The organism is Streptosporangium sp. NPDC020072 (genome assembly GCF_040631445.1).
Taxonomy (GTDB): domain Bacteria; phylum Actinomycetota; class Actinomycetes; order Streptosporangiales; family Streptosporangiaceae; genus Streptosporangium.
This window is the reverse complement of record NZ_JBEYAB010000002.1, coordinates 234,761-255,467: the sequence shown is the minus strand read 5'-3', so window position 1 is coordinate 255,467 and position 20,707 is coordinate 234,761. Positions and strand designations below refer to the sequence as shown.

Below are 20,707 nucleotides of genomic sequence, written 5' to 3'. Positions count from 1 at the left end.
GCGTCCTGCTCCAGGGTGCGGACGACGATGAGCTTTTTCAACCTGGTTTCGCGGGCCGTGGACGCGACGCGGTGTACGGCATCTCATCGGAAAAGAGGAGATCCCCTGGTGATGTGAGCCGATGTCACAGGCGGCGCCGGTCACGCGAGGCCGTCACCGAATCCGCGGTGGTCGCGTTCCCCGGTGCCTTCGCGTCACGGCCTCAGGCCGGGAGACGGACGTCGGCACGGGAGTCCACACGCCACCGCGCGGCCCCCGCGCGTCACGGCCTTACTAGGCTGCCGTGCATGACGCCGGGTCAGCTGGAGGAGGTCCTCGGTACGCCGCCTGTCCCGCGTGGGACGTGGGAGAAGGAGGCGCTGTACGTCTCGGCGGCTGCGCTTCGAGGGCGGGAGGAGCCCGAGGCGCTGGCGGCGCGGGTGCGGGCCCTGCCGGGGGTCGCCGAGGTCCGGGTACGGCCCGGCGGCTTCCTGGAGATCGTGGTCACGGCCCCCGGGGAACTGCTGACCGAGATCGGGGCCGCCGGGACGGTGGCTCCCTCCCCGGGAACGGGGTCGCCGTGGCCCGACTTCCCCAGGACGTGGCGGAACCCGGGGTTCACGGTCAGATACGCCTGCGTCAGGGCGGCGGCCGTACAGCGCTGGGCGGGCGAGCTGGGGGTCGGGGGGCCGTTCCTGCCCGAGCTGCTGGACGGGCGGCAGGACAGGGCGGTGCTCAGGTTGCTCGCCGAGCTGTACGGCAGGCGCGGCAGCCGTGATCCCGGCTGGGCCGCCTACGCCGAGCAGCTCGCCCTGGCCTACCACGACGCCTTCGAGCACGCCCCGGCGTTGCCCGCCGGGGACGAGGAGCCCACGGCGCTGCACACGGCCCGGGTACGGCTGGCGCAGGCCGTACGAGAGGTGCTGACCGAGGCGTTGGCCGCAGTTGGTGAGACAGTTCCCGACAGATTGTGATAAATCCGGTAGTTCAGGAAGACCATAAGGGGGACGGGTGGGAACCGGATTACGGCGCCGGGGCATCGTCGGGTGGGTGCCGGTGGTCCTCATCGTCCTGGTGATCGTCGCCGGTGCCGTCTACATCATCAACAACCTGGAGAAACCGGCCGAGCCCGTACGGGCGGCGGCGGCCGTACCCATGGCGTCCACGGCGTCCCCAACGCCCACGCCGACCAAGCCCGCGTGGTTGCGGGTCTCCCACAAGTCCTACCGGGGACTCGGTCCAATGGACGCCCCGTGCGACCTGCCGGGGCCGCTGAGGGACTCCCTGATGCTCGGCACCGAGCCCGAACCGGCGCTGCGGGCCCTGGCGCTCTGCCTCGACCGCATGTGGGCGGACACGCTGGCGAAGGTGGGGGTCGACTACGTCAAACCCGAGGTGCGTCTGGTCCACACCCAGGAGGAGGCGGCCTGCGCGTCGCTCGCCTTCGAGTGGGGCGGGATCTACTGCCCGGGGAAGAACGTGATCAACGTGATGATCACGGACGGGGATTCGACCTCCTGGTTCACGCTCGCGCACGAGTACGCCCATCACGCGCAGTTCATCGGCGCGATCACCGACAGGTGGATGACGCGGCCTCGCGACGATGACATCGTGCGTCGCTCCGAACTGCAGGCCAGTTGCCTGGCCGCGGTGACGCTGCGCACCGCGCTGCCGGAGGAGCTGGAATTCATGCGGAAGGCGTACACGGCGGCCATCGGGTCGAAGGCGGAGCCCGGGAAGGCCGAGGAGACGGCGGCGATCCTGCGCACGCACGGCTCCTGGGCGCACAACGCCGCCTGGATAAAGCGGGGAGAACGCCAGGGAACGGTGGCCTCCTGTGACACCTGGGTCGCCCCCGCCAGACAGGTCTCCTGACGGCGGAACCGTCCACGAGCACAAAAATATCCTCCTATACCCCTAGAAACCGTGAAAAATACGCGGTTTTTAGGATGATCACGTCTCGATACGTGGGCACGCGTCCCATGGGGATCACCGGGTCCGATAGCCTCGATAGGGTGAGTCGATTCGCCCATCCCGCCGGTGACCGGCACGCCGAAGTGCTGCCCGAGGACCGCCCTCCCCACGTACCCGCCGACCTGAACACGCTCGACCCCACGATCTGGCCGCGAACGGCCGGCCGCGTCGACGGTTCGGTGACGATCGGCGGCGCGGACGTCAGGGATCTGGTGGCACGGCACGGCAGCCCGCTCTACGTGGTGGACGAGGAGGACTTCCGCTCCCGCTGCCGCGACTACCGGGAGGCGTTCGCCGGAGGCGAGGTCCACTACGCGGGCAAGGCGTTCCTGTGCCGCGAGGTCGCCCGCTGGATCATGCAGGAGGGCCTCGGCCTCGACGTGTGCAGCGCCGGTGAGCTGGCCGTCGCGCTGAGCGTCGGCTTCCCGCCCGAGCGGATCACGATGCACGGCAACAACAAGTCCCCGGCCGAGCTGGAGAAGGCCGTCGAGGTCGGCGTCGGGCACATCGTGGCCGACTCCTTCGAGGAGATCGCCCGCCTCGGCTTCCTCGCCGACAAGCACGGCAGGCGCCCCCAGGTCATGATCAGGGTGACCGTCGGCGTCGAGGCGCACACCCACGAGTTCATCGCCACCGCGCACGACGACCAGAAGTTCGGCTTCTCGCTGAGCAGCGGAGCCGCGGCCGAGGCGGCCAGGCGCATCCTCGCCCTGCCCCAGCTCGAACTGGTCGGCCTGCACTCCCACATCGGGTCCCAGATCACCGACACCGCCGGGTTCGAGGTGGCCGCGCGCCGCCTGGCCACACTCCTGGTGCAGATCAAGGAGGAGCACGGCGTCGTCCTGCCCGAGCTCGACCTCGGCGGCGGCTACGGCATTCCCTACGTCGAGGGCGACGTCGCCCCCGACGTCAAGGAGATCGCCGACGGCCTGCGGGAGATCGTGACCAAGGTCGCCCAGGCCGCTGGGCTGCCCGTCCCCAAGCTGACCGTCGAGCCGGGGCGCGCCATCGCGGGCCGGGCGGGCGTGACCCTCTACGAGGTCGGCACGATCAAGGACGTCGAGGGGCTGCGGACCTACGTCAGCGTCGACGGCGGCATGAGCGACAACATCCGCACCGCGCTCTACGGGGCGGAGTACACCGCGCGGCTCGCCTCGCGCGAGAGCACGGCCGAGCCGATGCTCTCCCGCCTGGTCGGCAAGCACTGCGAGAGCGGTGACATGGTCGTGCGTGACCTGTGGCTGCCGGGAGACCTGGCCACCGGAGACCTGATCGCCGTCGCGGGCACCGGCGCCTACTGCCGCTCGCTCGCCAACAACTACAACTACCTCCCCAAGCCCGCCGTCGCCGCGGTCAGGGACGGGGAGTCCCGCGTGATCGTCCGCCGCGAGACCGAGGACGACCTCCTGAGGGGACAAGCGTGAAACGATCCGGAAACGAGAAGAGGAGTGCGGCCGTATGGCTCTGAAAGTTGCCCTCCTCGGATGCGGCGTCGTCGGTTCCCAGGTGATCCGGCTGATGCACGAGCAGGCCGACGACCTGGCCGCACGTATCGGGGCGCCGCTTGAGGTGGCGGGCGTCGCCGTACGGCGTCTGGGCCGCAGGCGGGACACCGACGTGGACCCCGCGCTGTTCACCACCGACGCCGAGGCCCTGGTCACCCGGGACGACGTGGACATCGTGGTCGAGGTGATCGGCGGCATCGAACCGGCCAGATCGCTCATCCTGGCCGCGATGAACAGCGGCAAGTCGGTCGTCTCGGCGAACAAGGCCCTGCTGGCCGAGGACGGCGCGACCATCCACGCCGCGGCCAAGGCCAACAACGCCGACCTGTACTACGAGGCGGCCGTCGCGGGCGCGATCCCGCTGCTCAGGCCGCTGCGCGAGTCGCTCGCCGGTGACCACGTGCACCGGGTGCTGGGCATCGTCAACGGCACGACGAACTACATCCTCGACAAGATGGACTCCTCGGGCGCCTCCTTCTCCGACGCGCTTGAGGAGGCCCAGGCGCTCGGTTACGCCGAGGCCGACCCCACGGCCGACGTGGAGGGCTTCGACGCCGCGGCCAAGGCCGCCATCCTGGCCGGGATCGCCTTCCACAGCCGGGTGACGGCCGCCGACGTGCACCGTGAGGGCATCACCGAGATCACCGCGGCCGACGTGGCCAGCGCCAAGGCCATGGGCTACGTCATCAAGCTGCTGGCGATCTGCTCCCGTTCCGACGACGGGCGTTCCTTCGGCGTCCGGGTGCACCCGGCCATGATCCCCAGGACGCACCCGCTGGCCGGGGTGCGCGAAGCCTACAACGCGGTCTTCGTCGAGGCGCGCTCGGCGGGGCAGCTGATGTTCTACGGCGCGGGCGCCGGTGGGGCCCCCACCGCGAGCGCGGTGCTCGGCGACCTCGTGGCCGTCGGGCGCAACCGCCTGGCCGGGACCAGGGGCCCGGAGGAGTCCACCTACGCCGACCTGGGCGCGCACGCGATGGGCGAGACCGTCACGCGCTACCACGTCTCCCTGGACGTCGCCGACAAGCCGGGTGTCCTCGCCCGGGTCGCCGACATGTTCGCCAAGCAGGACGTCTCCATCCAGACCGTCCGGCAGGAGGGGCACGGCGACGACGCCCAGCTCGTCCTGGTCACCCACCGGGCCAGCGACGCGGCCCTCTCGGCGACCATCGAGGGCCTGCGGGAGATGGACATCGTCCGTGACGTGGTGAGCGTCATGCGCGTCGAGGGTGAGGACGCCTCCTGACGAGGCCGAAGAGCGCCCTTCCCGGCGACGGGGAGGGCGCCTGCGTCGTAGGGGAGGGCGGGCCGTCGTGAGGATCGCATACCGGCTGGGCGCGCCGGCGGTCGCGCTGGCCGTACTGGCCGGGGCACTTCCCGCCAGAGCCGAGACCGCCGAGACCGCCGGGAAGGTCAGGACCGTCGTCTCGCTGACCTTCGACGACGGGGACGCCACCCACGTGGCGGCGGCGCGTCTGCTGGAGCGCAGAGGGATGCGGGGAACGTTCTACGTCAACTCCGCGACCGCCGGACGTGCGGGCAAGCTGACCCGCAAGCAGGTCGTCGCGCTGGCCCGGGCGGGGCACGAGGTCGGCGGCCACACCCTGACCCACGTCCGGCTGGACGAGCTGACCCGTGCCGAGCAGCGCGGGCAGATCTGTGACGACCGCAGGAGGCTGCTCGCCTGGGGGCTGCGTCCCGTCACCCTCGCCTACCCCTTCGGCGCGGTCGACGCCCAGGCCAAGAAGGTCGCGCGGGGATGCGGCTACGACGCCGCCCGCACGGTCGGCGGCCTGCGGCAGTGGAGCTGCTCCGGCTGCCCGGAGACCGAACCCCGGCGCCCCCGGGACCGGTACGGCATCCGCACCCCGGGCTCCGTCCGTGAGGACACCTCGCTGCGGCAGCTGAGACAGCTGGTCCTCAACGCGGAACGGGCCGGTGGCGGCGTCCTTCCGCTGGTGTTCCACCGGGTCTGCGACGACTGCGGCCTCTACTCGGTGCCGCCGAAGGTTCTGGACGGCTTCCTGGCGTGGCTGGCGGCCCGCGAACGCCGTGGCACGGTCGTCATGACGCTGCGGGACGCGGTCGGCGCCCGCGGCTGACCGTACTGTGGACCGTCACGGTGGGCCTGTCAGCCCGTCACGGGGCGGGCGGTGAGCGTGAGGAAGACGTCGTCGGGGTCGGGGGCGTGGACCGAGAGCCCGTCCACGGCGAGCAACTGGTGGTCGATCCTGTCGAGAAGGGCACGCAGGGAGCCGACGCTGCCGTCGTTCGGGACCCGCAGGGTGAACGCCTCGTCGTCGCCGGGCACGCCGCCCAGGACGCGCACGGCCCATTCGAGCTCCTCGGCGTCGGCGAAACGCAGGTGGGCGTGGCCGCAGGAGGCCAGGCGCCCCAGCTCCCGCGGGGTCCCCTCGGCGACGATCCTGCCCTGGGACAGGACCGCGACCCGGTCGGCCAGCTCGCCCGCGTCCCGTGGGTGCCGCGTCGTCAGGAAGACCGTGACGCCCTCCGCGGCGAGATCGCGCAGAACCCGCCGTACGGCACGGCGGCCACTGGGGTCGAGCCCGCCGGTCGGCTCGTCGAGGAGGACCACCTCGGGGGAGCCGACCAGGGCCGTCGCGATGCCGAGCCTGTGCCGCATACCGCCGGAGTAGGCGGCGACCGGCATCCCTGAGGCCGTCCCTGAGGCCTCTGTGAGACCGAGGCGGCCGAGCAGCCCGGCGGCGCACCGCGCGGCCTCGGCGTGGTCGAGCCCGCGCCGCCGTGCGACCGCGAGCAGGTTGTCCTCACCGGTGAGCGAGTCGTCCAGGGGGGAGCGGCGGCCCACGTGCTCCCCGGCGATCCGCACCAGGCCCCCGTCGGCCCCGGTCACCCCGGACAGGATGCGGATCATCGTGGTCTTGCCCGAGCCCTCGGCGCCGAGCAGCGCGAAGACCGTCCCCGAGGGGACCTCAAGGTCGACGCCGTCCAGGACGGTCCTGTCGCCGAACGACACGCGCAGCCCGGACGCCGAGATCGCGAAATTGTGCATTCTGTCCCTCGTTTCGCCTTTCAGGACTTCAGGAACGGTGGATCACGACGTCGCCGTAGTGGGTGCGGGCACGCACCTCGACGGTCTCGTCAGAGGGGGAGGGGCCGTCCACGGCCTCCAGGGTGTTGCGCACGCTGCCGTAGGGCGTGCTCAGGTCGAGCCAGGCGGCGGTTCCCTCCCGGATGCCGACCTTCAGCTTGCCGTAGGAGGTCTCCAGGACCACCGACCCGCGTACGGCCTCACCGATGCGGATGTCTCCGGAGACCGTCCTGGCGTCGACGCCGGCCAGCGCGCGGCCCACGGTGATGTCGCCGTAGGCCGTGTTCAGCCGCAGGTCGCCGGTGACCTCGCCGATGGTGATGCCGCCGTTGGCGGTCCTGACCATCGCGGGGCCGTCGATCTCGCCGATCCTGATCTCACCGTTGGAGGTGGTGACCTCGGTGCGCCCGACGGAGCGGATCACCGTGATGTCGCCGTCGGCGGTGTTCAGCCGCAGCTCGCCGGTCTGGCCGAGCCAGATGTCGCCGGAGACCGTGCGCAGCGTGGACTCGCCGAGCCGCCCCTCGCAGTGGAGGTCGGCCATGGCGCTGACGTCGACGCGGGAGCCCTCGGGCAGGTCGATGACGACCCTGACCGAGCCGTCCCACCCGAGCAGCGAGCCGATCCTGGTCTTGGGGGCCTTGACCAGGAGCCTGCCCTGGTCGTACTCGACCCGGGTCTGCTCGGCGGCCCTGATGTCGGCGCCGCCGTGCTCGTCGGCGGGCCGCACGTCGACGACCGTGTCCGCGCGTTCGGCGGCGTTGAGCCGGATGTGGCCCGCCCCGATGTCGATGACGACGAAGATCGGTTCCGGGGTGTCGAAGGTGGGCATGGCGCTCTCTTCCTGACGGTCGGCTACCGCACCCAGCCGGTGTAGCGCCGTTCGCCCCGCTGGGAGACCCGGGGAGGCGGCGAGGGGCGGGCCCCGGCCTCCAGGGCGGCGGAGACGGCGCGGACCAGCCAGGCGTTGACCGAAAGCCCCTCCTTGCCCGCCGCCTCCTCGATGCGCGGCTTGAGGTGCTCGGGGACCCGCAGGGACAGGCGTGTCGTGCCGCCGTCCTCCGCCTCGGGAGCGGTGGGGGCGGGGCCCTGGGCGGTGGGCGCCCCGGCCTCGAAGCCCTCCTCGAACGGCCTGGCCGCCGGAGGGGGCGTCACCACGAAGTCGGGGTCGCGTCTGCGCAGCCGTACCTCGACGGAGCCGGGGGCGAGGTCGCGGCTGATCTCGTCGGCGGCGGTGGACAGCGCCTCAAGCAGGACGAGCCTGGTGGTCGACTCAAGGGCGGAGGTGAGCTGCCTGGCGGCGGCACGCACCTCCTCGCCGCCTGTCTCCGCGACGACCGTGAGCTCGCGGCGCAGGTGATCGACGTAGGGCGTCAGGTCCATGACGCCACTATGACGCCACGATGGCGCCATGGCAAGTCCGCCGTGGTGTCACCATGGCGCCGTTCCGGGCATGCCAGGGGGAAAGCCAGGCGTGTCAAGGGGAAAGCAGGGGAAGGCGCGGGTCAGCGGCCGCCCTCGGCGAGACCCCGCAGCCTGCGGGCCGCACGGCGCAGCAGGGAACGGTCCCGTTCCCTGCGCAGGGCCACGGCTTCGAGGCGGCGCTGCTCGGCCTTCTCCTTCCACCGGGCGGCGGCACGGTCGCCCTTGGCCGCCTGGGCGCGCAGTTCACGCAGCTCCGCCTTGAGCGCGGCGACCCGCTGCCTGGCGCGCTCGGCCTCCCGCCCGTGTCTCTCCGCCTCCGCGCGCCAGCGCACGGCCTCCCTGTTGCGGGCCGAGGCCCAGGCCGGATAGGCGCGTGAGGCGGGCCGGAACCGCCAGGTCTCGGCGTCCAGCCAGGTGGCGCCGTACAGGTCGGCGATCACGTCGTCCAGGGACTCGCCCTCGGCCGCGACGCGCAGCGCCCTGGCGACGGCCGAGGTCCGTTCGAGACGCGCGGTGACGACGCCGGTCTCGTTCTCGTCGAGCGCGACGAGCAGCAGTCCCTCGTCGTCCCCGTCGGCCTGCTCGACCAACATGGCCAGGCTCTCGGCCCCCGGCACCCACCCCGGCGGGCAGGTGAGCCTGAAGGGAGCGGGAAAGGAGGTCGCGGGGACGCGCTCGGCCAGGCGCACCCGGCCGTCGCCCGCGTACTGCCCGCGCACCAGCCTCAGGTCGAGCAGCGGGTCGTCCAGCGGCGTCCGGCCCTCCTCACCGGGCGGACGCGCGTCGAGCAGGGCCCACGGGCCGGTCAGCACCACGCTCACGTCGGACAGGGTGCTCGCCAGCGCGCCGTCCACGCTCGCCCTGACGTCCTCGAAGGAGGCGTCCGCCGCGTCCACGACCACCTCGACGTACGGCACCAGCCACTGGCGGCCCGGGTCGGAGCGCAGATTGCGCCGGTACGGCACGCGGTCGGCGATGAACGGCCCGTTGTGCCGCCTGACCTCGGCGGGCCTGCGCATCGCCGTCGTAGTGCCCAGGTGCCAGCACACCGCCTCGGCGTCGGGGACGAAGACCGCGCCGGTCTGGGTGAGCCGGTAGCCCAGCTCGGTGTCCTCGCCGAGCACCAGGGAGGTGTCCAGGCCGCCGGCCTCCTTCAGCAGGGCGGCGGGTGAGGAGACCGTCGCCCCCACGTGGACGCGGTGCAGCAGGGGGCTTGGCGCGTCGCGCAGGCCGCGATGGGCCGCGACGAGCTCGTCGATCCAGTCGTGCCCGTGCTCGGGGTCCTCCGCGAAGAGGCCGTGGGCGCCGCCGTCCGCGACGACCCCGCTGACCTGGGCCGGGGCCGGGAGGGGGCCCGCCGCGGCGGTGAAGCGCAGCCTCCCGAGCACCACCAGGTAGTCGGCCAGGTGGTGCCAGCGCATGTGCGCCTCGACGTGGTCGCGGTAGGGGACGATGTCGGCGTCCATCCTGTGGATCACCTCGCCGTCGGCGGCGGCCGTACCGGTCTCCATGGCGCCCGCGATGCCCCGCCTGCCCTGGGGGGAGCGGACGATCCTGGTGCGTTCCGGGGCGATCCCGGGGACACGGAGCGGGGGAACGCTTCCGTCGTCCACGACGACCACCTCAAGCAGGTGGGCGGGGTAGGTCTGGGCGGCCAGGGCGGCCAGGGTGAGGTCGAGTCTTTCCTGCCCGCCCCTGGCGGGGATCACCACGCTCACCGCCATGCGGGGCCGCCACGTGCCGGGCGCGGGCGGCTCCAGCACCCCGTAGTCGTTGCCGGGGATCCGCGCGGTCATCCCGCCTCCACGGGCAGCTCCATCAGCGCGCTCGGCCGGAAGCCGCGCCACTGACGTTTGTTCCTGCGCAGGAACGTGCCGATGGGCTCCCGCCAGGTGTGCCCCGCGGCGTTGCCGCGCCGCAGCACGTATCCCAGCCCCTGGGTGCGGTAGATCCGCCCGCCCGCGCCCTGCACGGCGTGCTGGAACTGGGCGTCGATCGTGCCGGGAAGCGGGCGGAAACCTCCCACCGCGTGGAAGGCCGAACGCTCGGTGAGGATGGTCCCTCCCGCGATGAAGTTGGTGATCTGCTCGGTGACCTGTTCCCGGTGGACGGTCACCCCGATCGAGGCGAGGTAGACGAACTCGGGCACCATGCCGACCACCTCGGCCCCCGAGTAGGAGTGGGCCAGCAGCAGGTCGGAGACGAAGTCGGGGCCGTACCAGTCGTCGTCGTCCATCTTCAGCAGGAACGCCCCCGACGCCCTGGCCGCGGCCTCGTTGAGCACCGTGCCGAACACGCTCGCCCGGTCCGCCTCGAACACGGTGAGCGGCCGGTCGAAGGACGCCGTCGCCTCCGCCACGTCCGGATGTCCGGCGGGGATGCCGTGCAGGGCGAGGATCACCTCGAACTCGGCGCCGCGCTGCCTGGACAGCTGCTCGAACGCGAAGCGCACCATCTCGGGACGCCGGGTCGCCAGCAGCACCGAGACCAGGGGGACGGGGGCGGCGGGGGCGCCGAGCTGCTCCCAGCGGGCCCGTACGCCGTGGACGCGCAGCGCCCGCCTGCGCAGCCGTACGCTGTACTCCTCGCGTGTCAGGTCGTCGGCGAGCGCGGTCTCGTCGGCGGAGGTGACCAGCTCGGCGAGGTCCCGGCCGAGCGCGCCCGCCCACGGGGGCACGGTCTCGCAGACCAGCGGAACCCCGGCCGCGGCGAGCCCGGTGACGACCCGCAGCGCGGCGACCGGCCCGCTGTGGCCCCGCCGCCAGTCCACGCGCACCCCTCTGACCTGCCTGATCCTGGTGACGTCCACGTCGGTCACGCAGCCGGAGGCGCCGAGGACGGTGAGCGTGCGCCCCTCACAGGTGATCGCCCAGCGGCCCGACTCGACGGACAGGTCGGCCATGCCGAGCGACGGCACGGTGACGAAACCCGTCGGGTTGACCGAACGGTCGTCGACCGGCGGGATGGTCCTGGGCTCCGACAGGTCTCCCAGGCCGCTGCGCAGGATGCCCGCCCCTCCCGGACGGCCGAGCCGTTCCCAGCTCATCAGCGCGGCGGCGGGGCGGTCGATCGGGGTCCCCGCGCCCTCCCAGGAGGGCGGCTCCTCGTCGGTGACGCGCAGGACCAGGTCGGCTCCCGCGGCACCGAACCGCTCGGGGACCGGGCCCGTCACCTCGGCGGGGGCGGCGTTGGGGTCGCCGGGACGCCAGTGGGCGGCTCCGGGGCCAGCCAGCCCGGCCACCGGGGCCGCGACCGCGTCCATCCCGTGCCCGCCGAACGCCCTGGCGGTCGCGGCGAGCGTACGGCCCGCGGGCGTGGGCTTGGCGAACCTCGCCTCGACCGCCCAGGCGTCCTTCGCGGGACGGTGCACCCGCAGTTCGGTCAGGGACCGCCAGCGGTGCGCGGGGACGGGGGAGATCACCGGCGCGGTGTACCAGTACGGGGCCTCCTCGACGGCGACCGTGACCCGTGAGGCCGAGGGGAGCAGGGACTGCAGCGCCGCGGCCCTGCGGACGTCGGTCGGCGTCCTGGCGACGACGAGGACCTCCGTCACGCCGTCCTGGGCTCCGGGCAGCCCGCCGAGGTCGCCGTCGAGGTCCGTCACCCGGTACGGCTCCAGGTTTTCGAGGGTGTCGAACCCGGCGTGGCAGACCAGCAGGCCCCGCGCGTCCCGGCCGCCGAGCAGGTCGGTCAGGAACGACATCAGCCCGCCCTCCTGTGCCGGACGGTCGCGATGATCTCGCCGATCGGGCCGCGCCGCCGTTCGGCCCCGGCCTGTTCGGCCCGCTCGCGCGCTTCCTGTGCCTCCCGGCGCAGGCTCCGCACCTCGTCCTCAAGGCGTTCGGCCTCGCGCCGCCACCTGGCCGCCTCCGCCCGCCACCTGGCGGTGTCCCCGGCGACGGGCTGGGGCCGGTCCGCGGGGGTGAAGCCGAACTCCTCCCCGCCCACCCACAGGGAGCCGAACATCTCGTGCACCAGGTCGTCCCGGTCGTCCCCGGAGACGAGCGCCGCCCTGGCGAAGGCCGAGGTGCGTTCGAGCCTGGCCGCGGTGACCCCGTTCTCCCGCTCGTCGAGCACCACGCTCAGCAGGCCGTACTCCTCGCTCTCCGCGTGTTCGACCAGCCTGGCGAGGGTGTCGGGACCGAGGGCCCATCCGGCGGGGCAGGTGAGGCGAAAGGGGGCGGGGGCCGCGTCGGGGACGGTCTCGGCGAAGGAGACGCGCGGCTCGCCGCCGTACAGGTTGCGCACCAGGCGAAGGTCGAGCAGCGGCTCGTCGAGGGAGGAACGACGTCCCCGGGGCAGGGCCGACCACGGTCCGGTCACGGTGACGGCGACGTCGGCGAGGGTGCCCGCGAGCGCGGCGTCCACACTCGTCCTGACCTCCTCGTAGGTGGCCCCGGCCGCGTCCACGACGACGCGCACGTACGGCACCAGCCAGGTCCTGCGCGGGTGGGCGCGCAGCCAGCGCAGGTCGGGGATGAGGTCGGGCAGCACCGACCAGTTGTGCCGGTGCACCTCCTTCTCCCTGGTCATGACCGTCGAGGGGCCGAGGTGCCAGGCCGTGGCGCGCGGGTCGGGGACGAAGACCGCCCCCGCCTGTGCCAGCCGGAAGCCCAGGTCGGTGTCCTCACCCATGTTCAGCGCGGTGTTCACCCCTCCCGCGGCGCGCAGCAGCGCCAGCGGGACCGAGGTCGCCGCCCCCGAGTGGAGCAGGTGGGCCCGGGAACCGGCCTCCCGCAGCCGCCGGGTCTCGGCGAACCGTTCGGCCCGCCAGGCGTGCGGGGCGGAGACGGGGAAGAGGTCCTCGGCACGCCCCCGCCGTACGGCCGCGAGGACCTTTTCGGGTCCCGGCGCGTCCCCGGACGGCTCGGGGGTGAAACGGATGTCGCCGAGCACGACCGTGTACGGGGCCAGGTGGTGCCAGCGCATGTGCGCCTCCACGTGCTCCCGGTCGAGGACCACGTCGGCGTCCACCCAGAGCAGGACGTCGCCGGTCGCCGAGGCGGCACCGGTCTGGCGCGCCCAGCCGCGTCCCCAGCGGCCCTCGGGCACCCGGACGATCCGGGTTCCGGCCGGGGCGGGGCCGTCGATCCGCAACGGCGGTTCGCTGCCGTCGTCGGCGACGACCACCTCCGTGAGATGGGCCGGGTAGGTCTGGACGGCCAGGGAGGCGAGCGTGCGGTCGAGGGACTCCTGGCAGTCGTAGGCGGCGATCACCACGCTCACCCCGAGCCGGGGCTCCCAGTGGCCGGGTTCCGGCGGGGTCAGCGAGCCGTAGTCGTTGTGCCTGACCCTCGCAACCCCTCCGGTGTTCCGGGCGGGGGGAACGGCGACCTGTCCCGTGCCGTCCTCCCCGCCCGTCCTGAGCGCGCCGTCCTCTCCGTCCAGGGACGGGCCGGCCGTACCGGAACCCGCCTCCCGGCGCTCTCGGGCCTCATTCACGCCGCGCCCTCCGGCCTGGCCCGCCAGGGCCTGGCCTCGGCCGCGGCGAGCTTGGGGAGCAGCTCGCTGACCAACTCCTCCATCTCCCTGCGCCGGGGAACGGCCGTCAGCCGGTCCTCGCCCAGGGAGACCAGGATCGCCCGCAGGTCCTCCTCGTGCCTGCCGCTCTCCTGCCTGAGCAGGGAGACGATCTCGTCGAGCCGTCCGTCCAGCCGTTCGACGGCCGTCCTGACCTTGGCCAGCTCCGCCTCCTGCCGCTTGACCCGGTTGTCGACACGCTGGGCCTTCCCGTCGGTCCTGCGCAGGGTGACGAGGGTCAGCGCCTGGGCGGCCAGCACGGCCACGGCCGCGGCGAGCCCGAGGGCGCCCACGACCGGGACGGCGCCGAGGACCGCGAGCAGGGTCAGCGCGATCACGACCAGCGGGACCGCGATCGTCGTCAGTAGCGTCAATTTTCGGGGCGTGGACATCCGCGCTTACCTTCCGTGCCGCTCTGTCGTTCGTTGCCTGTTCTGTCGGGGGGAGTGTTCGAGGCTATCCACTCCACATGAGTGGATATAGCGATAAACGGTAAACCTCAAGGTTTTTGTGACCTGGGTGAATGCTGTGAGTGACTGTCGGTGAGCGCCCGTGTCAACCCTGGAACGCGCTGGGAAGTGATCTCCCGGCCTCGATATCCTGCGTCGGTGCCCTCCCCCGCCCTTTCCGCGTCACCGCCCACGTCCCCGCCCCCATCAGGGCCCGTTCCGGCCCCTTCCGCGACCCCGGCGGGCTTCCTGCGGACGGCGAAGGAGGGGATGGCCGAGCTGACGTGGTCCGGCTCCGGATGGCTCGCGGCGGGTGAGCCCGTCGGGGAGCGCCCGGAGGCCGCCGGGATCGACAGGCTCAGGCCGCTGCTCGGCCTGAACGTCGGCTGGCCGGCTCAGGAGGTCCCCACGGGCGCGCTCACCGCGCTCGCCGCCGCCGGAGTCCCGCTGCGCGCCGCCGTCTCGCCCGGCTGGGCCGAGCCCGGCCTGGCCCGCCTGCTGGCGGCCTGGACCCCCGGAGAGCCGGAGGAGAATCCGCCGCCGCACTCGGTGACCGCCCTGCGCAGGGAGGAGCACAGCGTACGGCTGCGCCGCCACGGCCTTTCCCTGCTGGGCGTCCCTCCCCGGGGCACCCCGTCCGTCAGCGTCGTGATGTCCACCATGCGCCCGCACCTGCTCGGCGGGGCGCTCGCCCAGATCGCCGCCCAGCGCCGGGTCGAGACCGAGGTCCTGCTCGGCCTGCACGGCGTCCCGGCCGACCACCCCGAGGTACGGCGCGCGGTCGAGGACAGCGGCCTGCCGGTCAGGGTGACCGAGGCGCCCGCGGCCGTGCCCTTCGGCGAGGTGCTCAACCTGGCGGCGGCCGGAGCGTCGGGAGAGTACGTCGCCAAGTGGGACGACGACGACTGGTACGGTCCCGAGCACCTGGCCGACCTCCTGCTGGCCAGGGCGTACTCGGGCGCCGACATCGTGGGCACCGCCGCCGAGTTCTTCCACCTGGAGCCCCTGGGCGTCACGGTCCGCCGCACCGACTACACCAGCGAGATCTGGTCCGACCACGTCGCGGGCGGCACGATCCTGAGCGGCAGAGACCTGTTCACGCGGACCGGGGGCTTCCCCGCCCTGCCGCGCGGGGTCGACGCGGCCTTCCTGAAGGCCGCACACGCCGAGGGGGCACGGATCTACCGCACCCACGGCCTCGGCTACGTGCTGCGACGCTCGGTGAGCGCCGAGCACACCTGGCGGCTGCCGCTGGCCCACTTCCTGCGTGTCGCGTCGTACCAGTGGTACGGCTTCGCGCCGAGCCTGATCCTGGAGGCCTCGTGATCGCGCGGGTCGTGGGCAACGACTACCGCAGCCTCACCCCGCCGGAGCCGGGGGCCTGGACCCCGTCGCTGCGGGTCAGCGTGGTCGTGCCGGCCTACGGCGGCCAGGACAAGCTCGACCTGGTGCTCGCCGGGCTCGCGGGCCAGACCTACCCCGAGGACCTGACCGAGGTCATCGTGGTCGACAACGGCAGCGACCCGCCGCTGCGCCTGCCCGAGCTGAGGCCCGCGGGCACCCGGCTGGTCGCCTGCCCGGTCCCGGGCAGGGCGCACGCGCGAAACGCCGGGCTGCGGGTCGCGACCGGCGACGTGGTCCACTGGCTCGACTCGGACGTGGTCCTGGACCGGCAGGCCGTCGAGGCGCACATGCGCTGGCACCACGCGGCGCCGTACCTCGTGGTGACGGGGCGGCTGCGTTTCACGCCCGCGCCGCTGCCCACGGCGCGGGAGGTGGCCGAGGCGCCGGACCTGGCCGAGCTGTTCGAGCCCGCCGAGCCGCACGCCTGGCTGGTCGACCTCATCGAACGCACCTCGGGCCTGACCGACGGCCGCAGCCGGGCCTTCAGCCTGCACGTCGGCGGCGCGACCTCGGTCAACGCCGCGTTGCTGGCCGAGGCGGGCCCCATGGACACCGATCTCGTCCTCGGCCAGGACACCGAGATGGGCTACCGGCTCGCCCAGGCGGGCGCGGTCTTCGTGCCCGAGCCGCTGGCCCGCGCCTTCCACCTGGGGCCGACCATGCGGATGCGTGACAAGGCGCCGATCGACCGGGTCAGTCACGCCTTCGTCGCCGACCGGATCCCGGCCTACCGCTGGCTGCGTTCCCACCCGGCGCGGCAGTGGAAGGTGCCCTACCTGGAGGTGGTCGTCGAGAGCGACGGCGACCCCGGCTACGACGAGGTCAGGGCGAGTGTGGACGCCGTGCTCGCGGGCACCGTGCCCGACGTCGCGGTCACCGTCCCCGGCCCCTGGGAGCACGCGGGCGTCGAGGGACGTGCCCCGCTGCGCGACCCCCACCTCGACCTGACGCTGATCCTCGGCCACTACGCGCACGAGGGCCGGGTGCGGTTCACCTCGTCGTCCCCGGGACAGGCGGGACGGCTGGGGGAGTCGTCGTGGGGGGCGGTGCCGTACCGGCTTCGGCTGCCCGCCGGATGGACGCCGGGGGAGGACACCCTCGCCAGACTGCTCGACCTGGCGACGGACGGAGGATACGGCCTGGTCAGTGTGCTCCTGGCGGAAGACGCGGAGCGGGGACTCACCGTCGCCAGGCTGGAGCGGACCGCGGCCTTCGCCCGCGCGGCCATCGTGGCCGCCGACGGCGAGCCGCTCGACGACGCGGTCCAGGACACCTTCGGCGTCTTCTGGGCGGACGGGGAGACCTACGGCTTCCTGCGGGAGGCCAGGACCCCGGCCGGGCGCAGGGGGGCCTACCGGGCCAGGGCGGAGGCACAGGCCGAGATCGCCCGCCTCACCAAGGAGGCCGAGCGGTTGCGCGGCCAGGTGACCCGGTGGCGCGAGGAGGCGGGCCGCTGGCGCAGGAGCGCCGTCGAGCTGCGGCGCGAGGTCGGTACCCTCCGCAAGGAACTGGCCGCGGCCAGGAAGGTCGTCCAGTACGGTCTGCTGTCCTCGGTGAAGCGGGCGATCACCCGTCGCCGTTGACCACTCCGACCCCGCCCAGGAAGTAGGACCCGATCCCCTTGTACGGCACGGTGTCCCCGGGGGCGGGGCGCCACTCGGGCAGGTTGACGATGCCGGGCTCGACCACGTCGAAGCCCTCGAACAGCCGGACGATCTCCTTGCTGGTCCTGGCCACGAAGGGTGAGGAGGCCCGGTCGTAGACCTTGGTGACCCCGTCGGCCGCCGCGGGCCTGGCGTCGATGGCGACGTGTGACATGACCAGGTGGCTGCCGGGGGCCATGGCCTCACGGAACGTCGCGAGGATCCCGCAGGGGTCGTCCTCGTCGGGCACGAAGTGCATGATCGCCAGGAGCAGGACACCGACCGGCCTGTCGAAGTCGATCGCCGCGCGGACGTCCGGGTGCTCCAGGATCTCGCGGGGGCGGCGCATGTCCCCCTCGACGATGGTCACGTTCTCGTTCTTGCCGAGGATCGCCCTGCCGTGGACCAGCACGGTCGGGTCGTTGTCGACGTAGACGACCTTGGCGCCGGGGGCGACCTGGTGGACGTTGTTCTGGGTGGGCAGCCCGGCTCCGAGGTCGAGGAACTGGTCGATGCCCGTCCTGGCGACGAAGTCGACCGTGCGGCGCAGGAAGGCGCGGTTCGACCTGGCGCTGTGCCTGATCTCGGGGACGACCGTCAGGGCCCGTTCCGCCGCCTCCCGGTCAGCGGGAAAGTTGTCCTTGCCGCCCAGATAGTAGTCGTACATGCGTGCAACGTTAGGTATCTGGGTGTTGATGCCTTTTAGTGCCTGATCGGTCACGTGCTGCTCCCCGGTAGAAATATTTCCGGAATTGTCGTGATCATATCGAGCGGTAACGCTGGAGAAGTGATCAGGCGGCTGGCAAGATCGCCGCATGGCCGCCCTTCCCCCGCGCCGTTTCGCCGGGCTTCACCTGTCCGACGGCATCAGCCCAGGCAACCTGGTGGCGTCCATGATCATGGCGTTCGCGGCGACCATGATCATCACATTCCTGCCCGCCGCCCAGCCGCTCCTGCTGCTCGGCGTGCTCGACGGCCAGGGAGCCGACCAGGGCAGGGTGGTCGCCCTGCTGGCCGCCGCCGCCGAGATCGCGATGATCCTCAGCCTCCCCTGGTACGGCGCGCTCGCCGACCGCTTCGGCAGGCGGCCCGTCGTGGTGACCGGGTTCGCGTTGTGCGGCCTGTCCACCCTGCTGTTCCCCTACGCGGGCAACGTGACCGTGCTCGTCGCGCTCAGGGTCGTCTTCGCCCTGGGTGTGGCGGCCCTCAACGGGATGCTCGCCACGGTCGCCATCGACTACGTCCGTGACCGCTCACGCGGCAAGTCATACGGACTGATCGGCCTGTTCAGCGGGCTGGGCGCCATGGTGGCCGTCCTCGGCCTGGTCCGCCTGCCCGCGATCATCGAGAGGAACCTCGGCGGGGACGGAGGCAGGGCGGCCACGGTCGACGCGGCCCGCTACTCGTTCCTGATCGTCGCCGTGATCATCCTGGCCGTCGCCGCGCTGATGTGGGTCACCATCTCCAGGATCAGGGTGGACGCCGCCTCGGCGCGCATCCCGCTGGTCCGCCTGGTCAGGGAGGGGTTCGCGCTCGCCCGCGACCCCGGGGTCGCGCTGTCGTACGCGGCCTCCTTCGTAGCCCGCGCCGACCTGTCCATCGTCGCGGCGTTCCTGCCGCTGTGGGTCGTCGTCCACGGCGTCAGGGAGGGCGGCCTGTCCCCCGTCGAGGCCGTGGCCAGAGGCGGAGCCGTGGTCGGCGTCGCGCAGACGGTCGCCACCCTCGGGGCCCCGCTGTTCGGCTGGCTCGGCGACCGGCTGCGCCGCCAGGACGCCGTCCTGGTCGCCCAGGCCCTGGCCGCCGTCGCCTACCTGTCCACGCTGCTGGTCGACGACCCGCTCGGCTCGGGCATGATGGCCGTGGCCGCGCTCATCGGCCTCGGCGAGATCGCCGCCATCGTCAGCGCGGGTCCGCTGCTGGCCCAGCAGGTCCCCCCGGCGGTGCGCGCCTCCGCCTACGGCGTGCAGACGCTCTGCGGCGCCGTGGGCATCCTCGTCATCTCCACGGTCGGCGGGACGCTCTTCAGCTCCTGGCGGCCCGCGGCGCCGTTCGCTGTCGCGGGCGTCGCGGGCCTGCTCGTCGTCGCCTTCGGCCTGGTCGTACGGCGGCGCGTCGTTCCCCGCCCGCAGCAGGAGCAGGGCGAGACCTCCGCCGTCAGGCCCGCAGTTCCCTGAAGGCCGCCCCCAGCCTGGAACGCAGGGACCGGGTCGCCCTGGAGGCGGAGGACTGGTTCGCGCAGGGCTTGGCGGCCTTGGCCGGGGCCGGCCTGGGTGCCTGACGCCGGGGAGTCGGCCAGAACTCCGCCTTCGTGCCGTGCCGTACCCCGTGGGTGGCCTTGATCGAGGTGACGACGTCGTCCGCGCCGAGCAGCCTGGCCCTGCCCAGCGCCTCCGCCCGTTCCAGCGTCGCCGACCCGTCCTCACCGAGATCGACGACGAGCATGCCCGACCGGTCCTCCTGGACCGCGGCGATCATCCGCTCCAGCGTCTCCCTGCCGAGCGGGACCGAGACCGGTCCCGTGTAGCGGAACGGCGTCGGCCCCGGCGTCGGGACGACCTCGTCGGCCAGCCTGATCCGCTCGTCGTGGGCGAAGTGCTCCCGCATCACGCGCAGCTCGAACGACGGGTCGCCGAGCACCGAGTGCCGTCCGGGCGACAGACGCGACCAGGGCGCGACCAGGGTGACCCGGACGTCGGAGACCGAACCCTCAAGCGCGGCGCTCACCGCGGCCCGCACCTGCCTCTCGTCCCCGTCGACATGGAGGACCACCTCCACGTACGGCACCAGCCACCGTCTGCCCCCGTCCTTGCGCAGGTCGCGGCGGAGCGGAACCCGGTGGGCCAGGTAGGGGGCGACGGCCCTGACCGTCCGGTCCCGGTCGACCCGCTGCGCGGGAAGCCCCAGGTGCGCGGCCCTGGCCGCCATGTCCGGGACGAAGACCACCCCGTGGGTGGCCAGCCGGTAGGCGAACTCGGTGTCCTCACCCCTGAGTACGCCGGGATCGACCCCGCCCACGGCGTGGAAGGTCTCCCGCCGCATCGAGACCGTCGGCCCCGTGCACACGTGGTAGGGGTTGCGGCTGCTGCGCAGGCCGTCGGTCCGGGAGATCGTCTGCTCCGTCGAACTGGCCAGCGCGTTCGACAGGTCGAGGACCTCGCCGAGGGAGCCGGCGCGCGCGTGCTCGTAGAGCTCCTCGGGGGAGAGGTCCGGGGGCGGCTCCTCGACGAACCTCTTGGCGCCGATGGTGACCAGGTAGTCGCTCAGGTGGTGCCAGCGGGCCAGCGCCTCGATGTGCTCGGGCCAGACGACCATGTCGGCGTCGAGCCGCTGGATGATCCGCCCCTCGGCCACGGCGGCACCGGTGTTGAGCGCGTGCGCGATGCCCCAGCCGTCCGAGGCGGAGGGAACGATCCTGGCGCCCTCGGGGGCGATGTCCGGCAGGCGCAGCGGTGGATCGCTGCCGTCGTCGACCACGATCACCTCCATGAGGTGACCGGGATAGGTCTGCGCGGCCAGGGAGGCGAGGGTGAGGTCGAGCGCGTGCTGCCCGCCGTACGCGGGGACGACCACGCTGACCGACAGGGAGGGAGCCCAGTCGCCCAGCGGCGGCGGATCGAGAGGGGAGTAGTCGTTGTGCCGGATCGGGGGCCGTCTGGTCGCCACTCCGCCCGCCATGTTCCGCCGCTCCTTGTCTGCGTTCCCGCTTCTCAGGACCCGATGACACTACCCACGCTT

17 protein-coding genes are annotated in these 20,707 nt (G+C 72.9%); 8 read left to right on the top strand and 9 right to left on the bottom strand.

The genetic code is table 11. The features are described 5' to 3' along the window. The first annotated feature begins 287 nt into the window (after nucleotides 1-287). The 5 genes from ABZ470_RS04475 (at nucleotide 288) to ABZ470_RS04455 (ending at nucleotide 5,560) form a co-directional block, all read left to right on the top strand. Nucleotides 288-953 carry a DALR anticodon-binding domain-containing protein gene (locus tag ABZ470_RS04475; protein WP_362909896.1) on the top strand — a complete coding sequence of 222 codons (666 nt, stop codon included), beginning with the start codon at nucleotides 288-290 and terminating at the stop codon, nucleotides 951-953. 37 nt (nucleotides 954-990) lie between these two features. After that, complete coding sequence (locus tag ABZ470_RS04470; protein WP_362909894.1) at nucleotides 991-1,854, top strand: neutral zinc metallopeptidase; 864 nt, start codon at nucleotides 991-993, stop codon at nucleotides 1,852-1,854. 140 nt (nucleotides 1,855-1,994) lie between these two features. Beyond that, nucleotides 1,995-3,377: a diaminopimelate decarboxylase gene (gene lysA, locus ABZ470_RS04465; RefSeq protein WP_362909892.1), complete on the top strand. Its 1,383-nt coding sequence runs from the start codon at nucleotides 1,995-1,997 to the stop codon at nucleotides 3,375-3,377. Between the two features lie 34 nt (nucleotides 3,378-3,411). Further along, a complete protein-coding gene (locus tag ABZ470_RS04460) occupies nucleotides 3,412-4,704 on the top strand; it encodes a homoserine dehydrogenase (protein WP_362909889.1) in 1,293 nt (430 codons plus the stop codon). A gap of 67 nt (nucleotides 4,705-4,771) precedes the next feature. Beyond that, nucleotides 4,772-5,560 (top strand): polysaccharide deacetylase family protein, encoded by a 789-nt coding sequence (locus tag ABZ470_RS04455; RefSeq protein ID WP_352009682.1) that lies wholly within the window; start codon nucleotides 4,772-4,774, stop codon nucleotides 5,558-5,560. A 29-nt stretch (nucleotides 5,561-5,589) separates the two neighbouring features. On the opposite strand, the gene ABZ470_RS04450 is transcribed toward ABZ470_RS04455, so the two are convergent. From ABZ470_RS04450 to ABZ470_RS04420, 7 genes are all read right to left on the bottom strand, one after another. Beyond that, a complete protein-coding gene (locus ABZ470_RS04450; RefSeq protein ID WP_362909886.1) occupies nucleotides 5,590-6,492 on the bottom strand; it encodes an ABC transporter ATP-binding protein in 903 nt (300 codons plus the stop codon). Nucleotides 6,493-6,520: 28 nt separating this feature from the next. After that, nucleotides 6,521-7,363, bottom strand: a complete 843-nt coding sequence (locus ABZ470_RS04445) for a DUF4097 family beta strand repeat-containing protein (protein ID WP_362909884.1) — start codon at nucleotides 7,361-7,363, stop codon at nucleotides 6,521-6,523. A gap of 23 nt (nucleotides 7,364-7,386) precedes the next feature. Then, a complete protein-coding gene (locus ABZ470_RS04440) occupies nucleotides 7,387-7,914 on the bottom strand; it encodes a toxin-antitoxin system HicB family antitoxin (RefSeq protein WP_362909882.1) in 528 nt (175 codons plus the stop codon). 122 nt (nucleotides 7,915-8,036) lie between these two features. Next, nucleotides 8,037-9,752, bottom strand: coding sequence for a glycosyltransferase (locus tag ABZ470_RS04435; protein WP_362909880.1), 1,716 nt, complete (start codon nucleotides 9,750-9,752; stop codon nucleotides 8,037-8,039). Next, entirely contained in the window at nucleotides 9,749-11,659 is a 1,911-nt protein-coding gene (locus ABZ470_RS04430; RefSeq protein ID WP_362909878.1) for a glycosyltransferase, read from the bottom strand. Before ABZ470_RS04430 ends, ABZ470_RS04435 begins: the two co-directional genes overlap by 4 nt. After that, a complete protein-coding gene (locus ABZ470_RS04425) occupies nucleotides 11,659-13,398 on the bottom strand; it encodes a glycosyltransferase (RefSeq protein WP_362909876.1) in 1,740 nt (579 codons plus the stop codon). Before ABZ470_RS04425 ends, ABZ470_RS04430 begins: the two co-directional genes overlap by 1 nt. Further along, nucleotides 13,395-13,868: a hypothetical protein gene (locus ABZ470_RS04420; RefSeq protein WP_362909874.1), complete on the bottom strand. Its 474-nt coding sequence runs from the start codon at nucleotides 13,866-13,868 to the stop codon at nucleotides 13,395-13,397. The genes ABZ470_RS04425 and ABZ470_RS04420 overlap by 4 nt, the downstream gene beginning before the upstream one ends. 327 nt (nucleotides 13,869-14,195) lie before the next feature. Here ABZ470_RS04420 and ABZ470_RS04415 point away from each other — a divergent pair, with 327 nt between their 5' ends. Together ABZ470_RS04415 and ABZ470_RS04410 are read left to right on the top strand one after the other, a co-directional pair. Next, complete coding sequence (locus ABZ470_RS04415) at nucleotides 14,196-15,251, top strand: glycosyltransferase (protein WP_362909872.1); 1,056 nt, start codon at nucleotides 14,196-14,198, stop codon at nucleotides 15,249-15,251. Then, nucleotides 15,248-16,912: a glycosyltransferase gene (locus ABZ470_RS04410; RefSeq protein WP_362909870.1), complete on the top strand. Its 1,665-nt coding sequence runs from the start codon at nucleotides 15,248-15,250 to the stop codon at nucleotides 16,910-16,912. Before ABZ470_RS04415 ends, ABZ470_RS04410 begins: the two co-directional genes overlap by 4 nt. Here the strand turns inward: ABZ470_RS04410 and ABZ470_RS04405 are convergent. Next, the gene (locus tag ABZ470_RS04405; protein ID WP_362909868.1) at nucleotides 16,896-17,693 is read right to left on the bottom strand and encodes an SAM-dependent methyltransferase; all 798 of its coding nucleotides are present in this window, start codon (nucleotides 17,691-17,693) and stop codon (nucleotides 16,896-16,898) included. The two genes, ABZ470_RS04410 and ABZ470_RS04405, sit on opposite strands and share 17 nt — an antisense overlap. A gap of 94 nt (nucleotides 17,694-17,787) precedes the next feature. Here ABZ470_RS04405 and ABZ470_RS04400 point away from each other — a divergent pair, with 94 nt between their 5' ends. Continuing rightward, a complete protein-coding gene (locus ABZ470_RS04400) occupies nucleotides 17,788-19,146 on the top strand; it encodes an MFS transporter (RefSeq protein ID WP_362909866.1) in 1,359 nt (452 codons plus the stop codon). On the opposite strand, the gene ABZ470_RS04395 is transcribed toward ABZ470_RS04400, so the two are convergent. Continuing rightward, a complete protein-coding gene (locus ABZ470_RS04395) occupies nucleotides 19,127-20,647 on the bottom strand; it encodes a glycosyltransferase (RefSeq protein WP_362909864.1) in 1,521 nt (506 codons plus the stop codon). The genes ABZ470_RS04400 and ABZ470_RS04395 overlap by 20 nt on opposite strands. Nucleotides 20,648-20,707: the final 60 nt, after the last annotated feature.

Coding starts and splice junctions, on each gene's coding strand:
- ABZ470_RS04430 (WP_362909878.1), bottom strand. CDS start 11,659: ATGTCGTTCCTGACCGACCTGCTCGGCGGCCGGGACGCGCGGGGCCTG.
- ABZ470_RS04420 (WP_362909874.1), bottom strand. CDS start 13,868: ATGTCCACGCCCCGAAAATTGACGCTACTGACGACGATCGCGGTCCCG.
- ABZ470_RS04450 (WP_362909886.1), bottom strand. CDS start 6,492: ATGCACAATTTCGCGATCTCGGCGTCCGGGCTGCGCGTGTCGTTCGGC.
- ABZ470_RS04460 (WP_362909889.1), top strand. CDS start 3,412: ATGGCTCTGAAAGTTGCCCTCCTCGGATGCGGCGTCGTCGGTTCCCAG.
- ABZ470_RS04435 (WP_362909880.1), bottom strand. CDS start 9,752: ATGACCGCGCGGATCCCCGGCAACGACTACGGGGTGCTGGAGCCGCCC.
- ABZ470_RS04400 (WP_362909866.1), top strand. CDS start 17,788: ATGGCCGCCCTTCCCCCGCGCCGTTTCGCCGGGCTTCACCTGTCCGAC.
- ABZ470_RS04445 (WP_362909884.1), bottom strand. CDS start 7,363: ATGCCCACCTTCGACACCCCGGAACCGATCTTCGTCGTCATCGACATC.
- ABZ470_RS04415 (WP_362909872.1), top strand. CDS start 14,196: ATGGCCGAGCTGACGTGGTCCGGCTCCGGATGGCTCGCGGCGGGTGAG.
- ABZ470_RS04395 (WP_362909864.1), bottom strand. CDS start 20,647: ATGGCGGGCGGAGTGGCGACCAGACGGCCCCCGATCCGGCACAACGAC.
- ABZ470_RS04440 (WP_362909882.1), bottom strand. CDS start 7,914: ATGGACCTGACGCCCTACGTCGATCACCTGCGCCGCGAGCTCACGGTC.
- ABZ470_RS04475 (WP_362909896.1), top strand. CDS start 288: ATGACGCCGGGTCAGCTGGAGGAGGTCCTCGGTACGCCGCCTGTCCCG.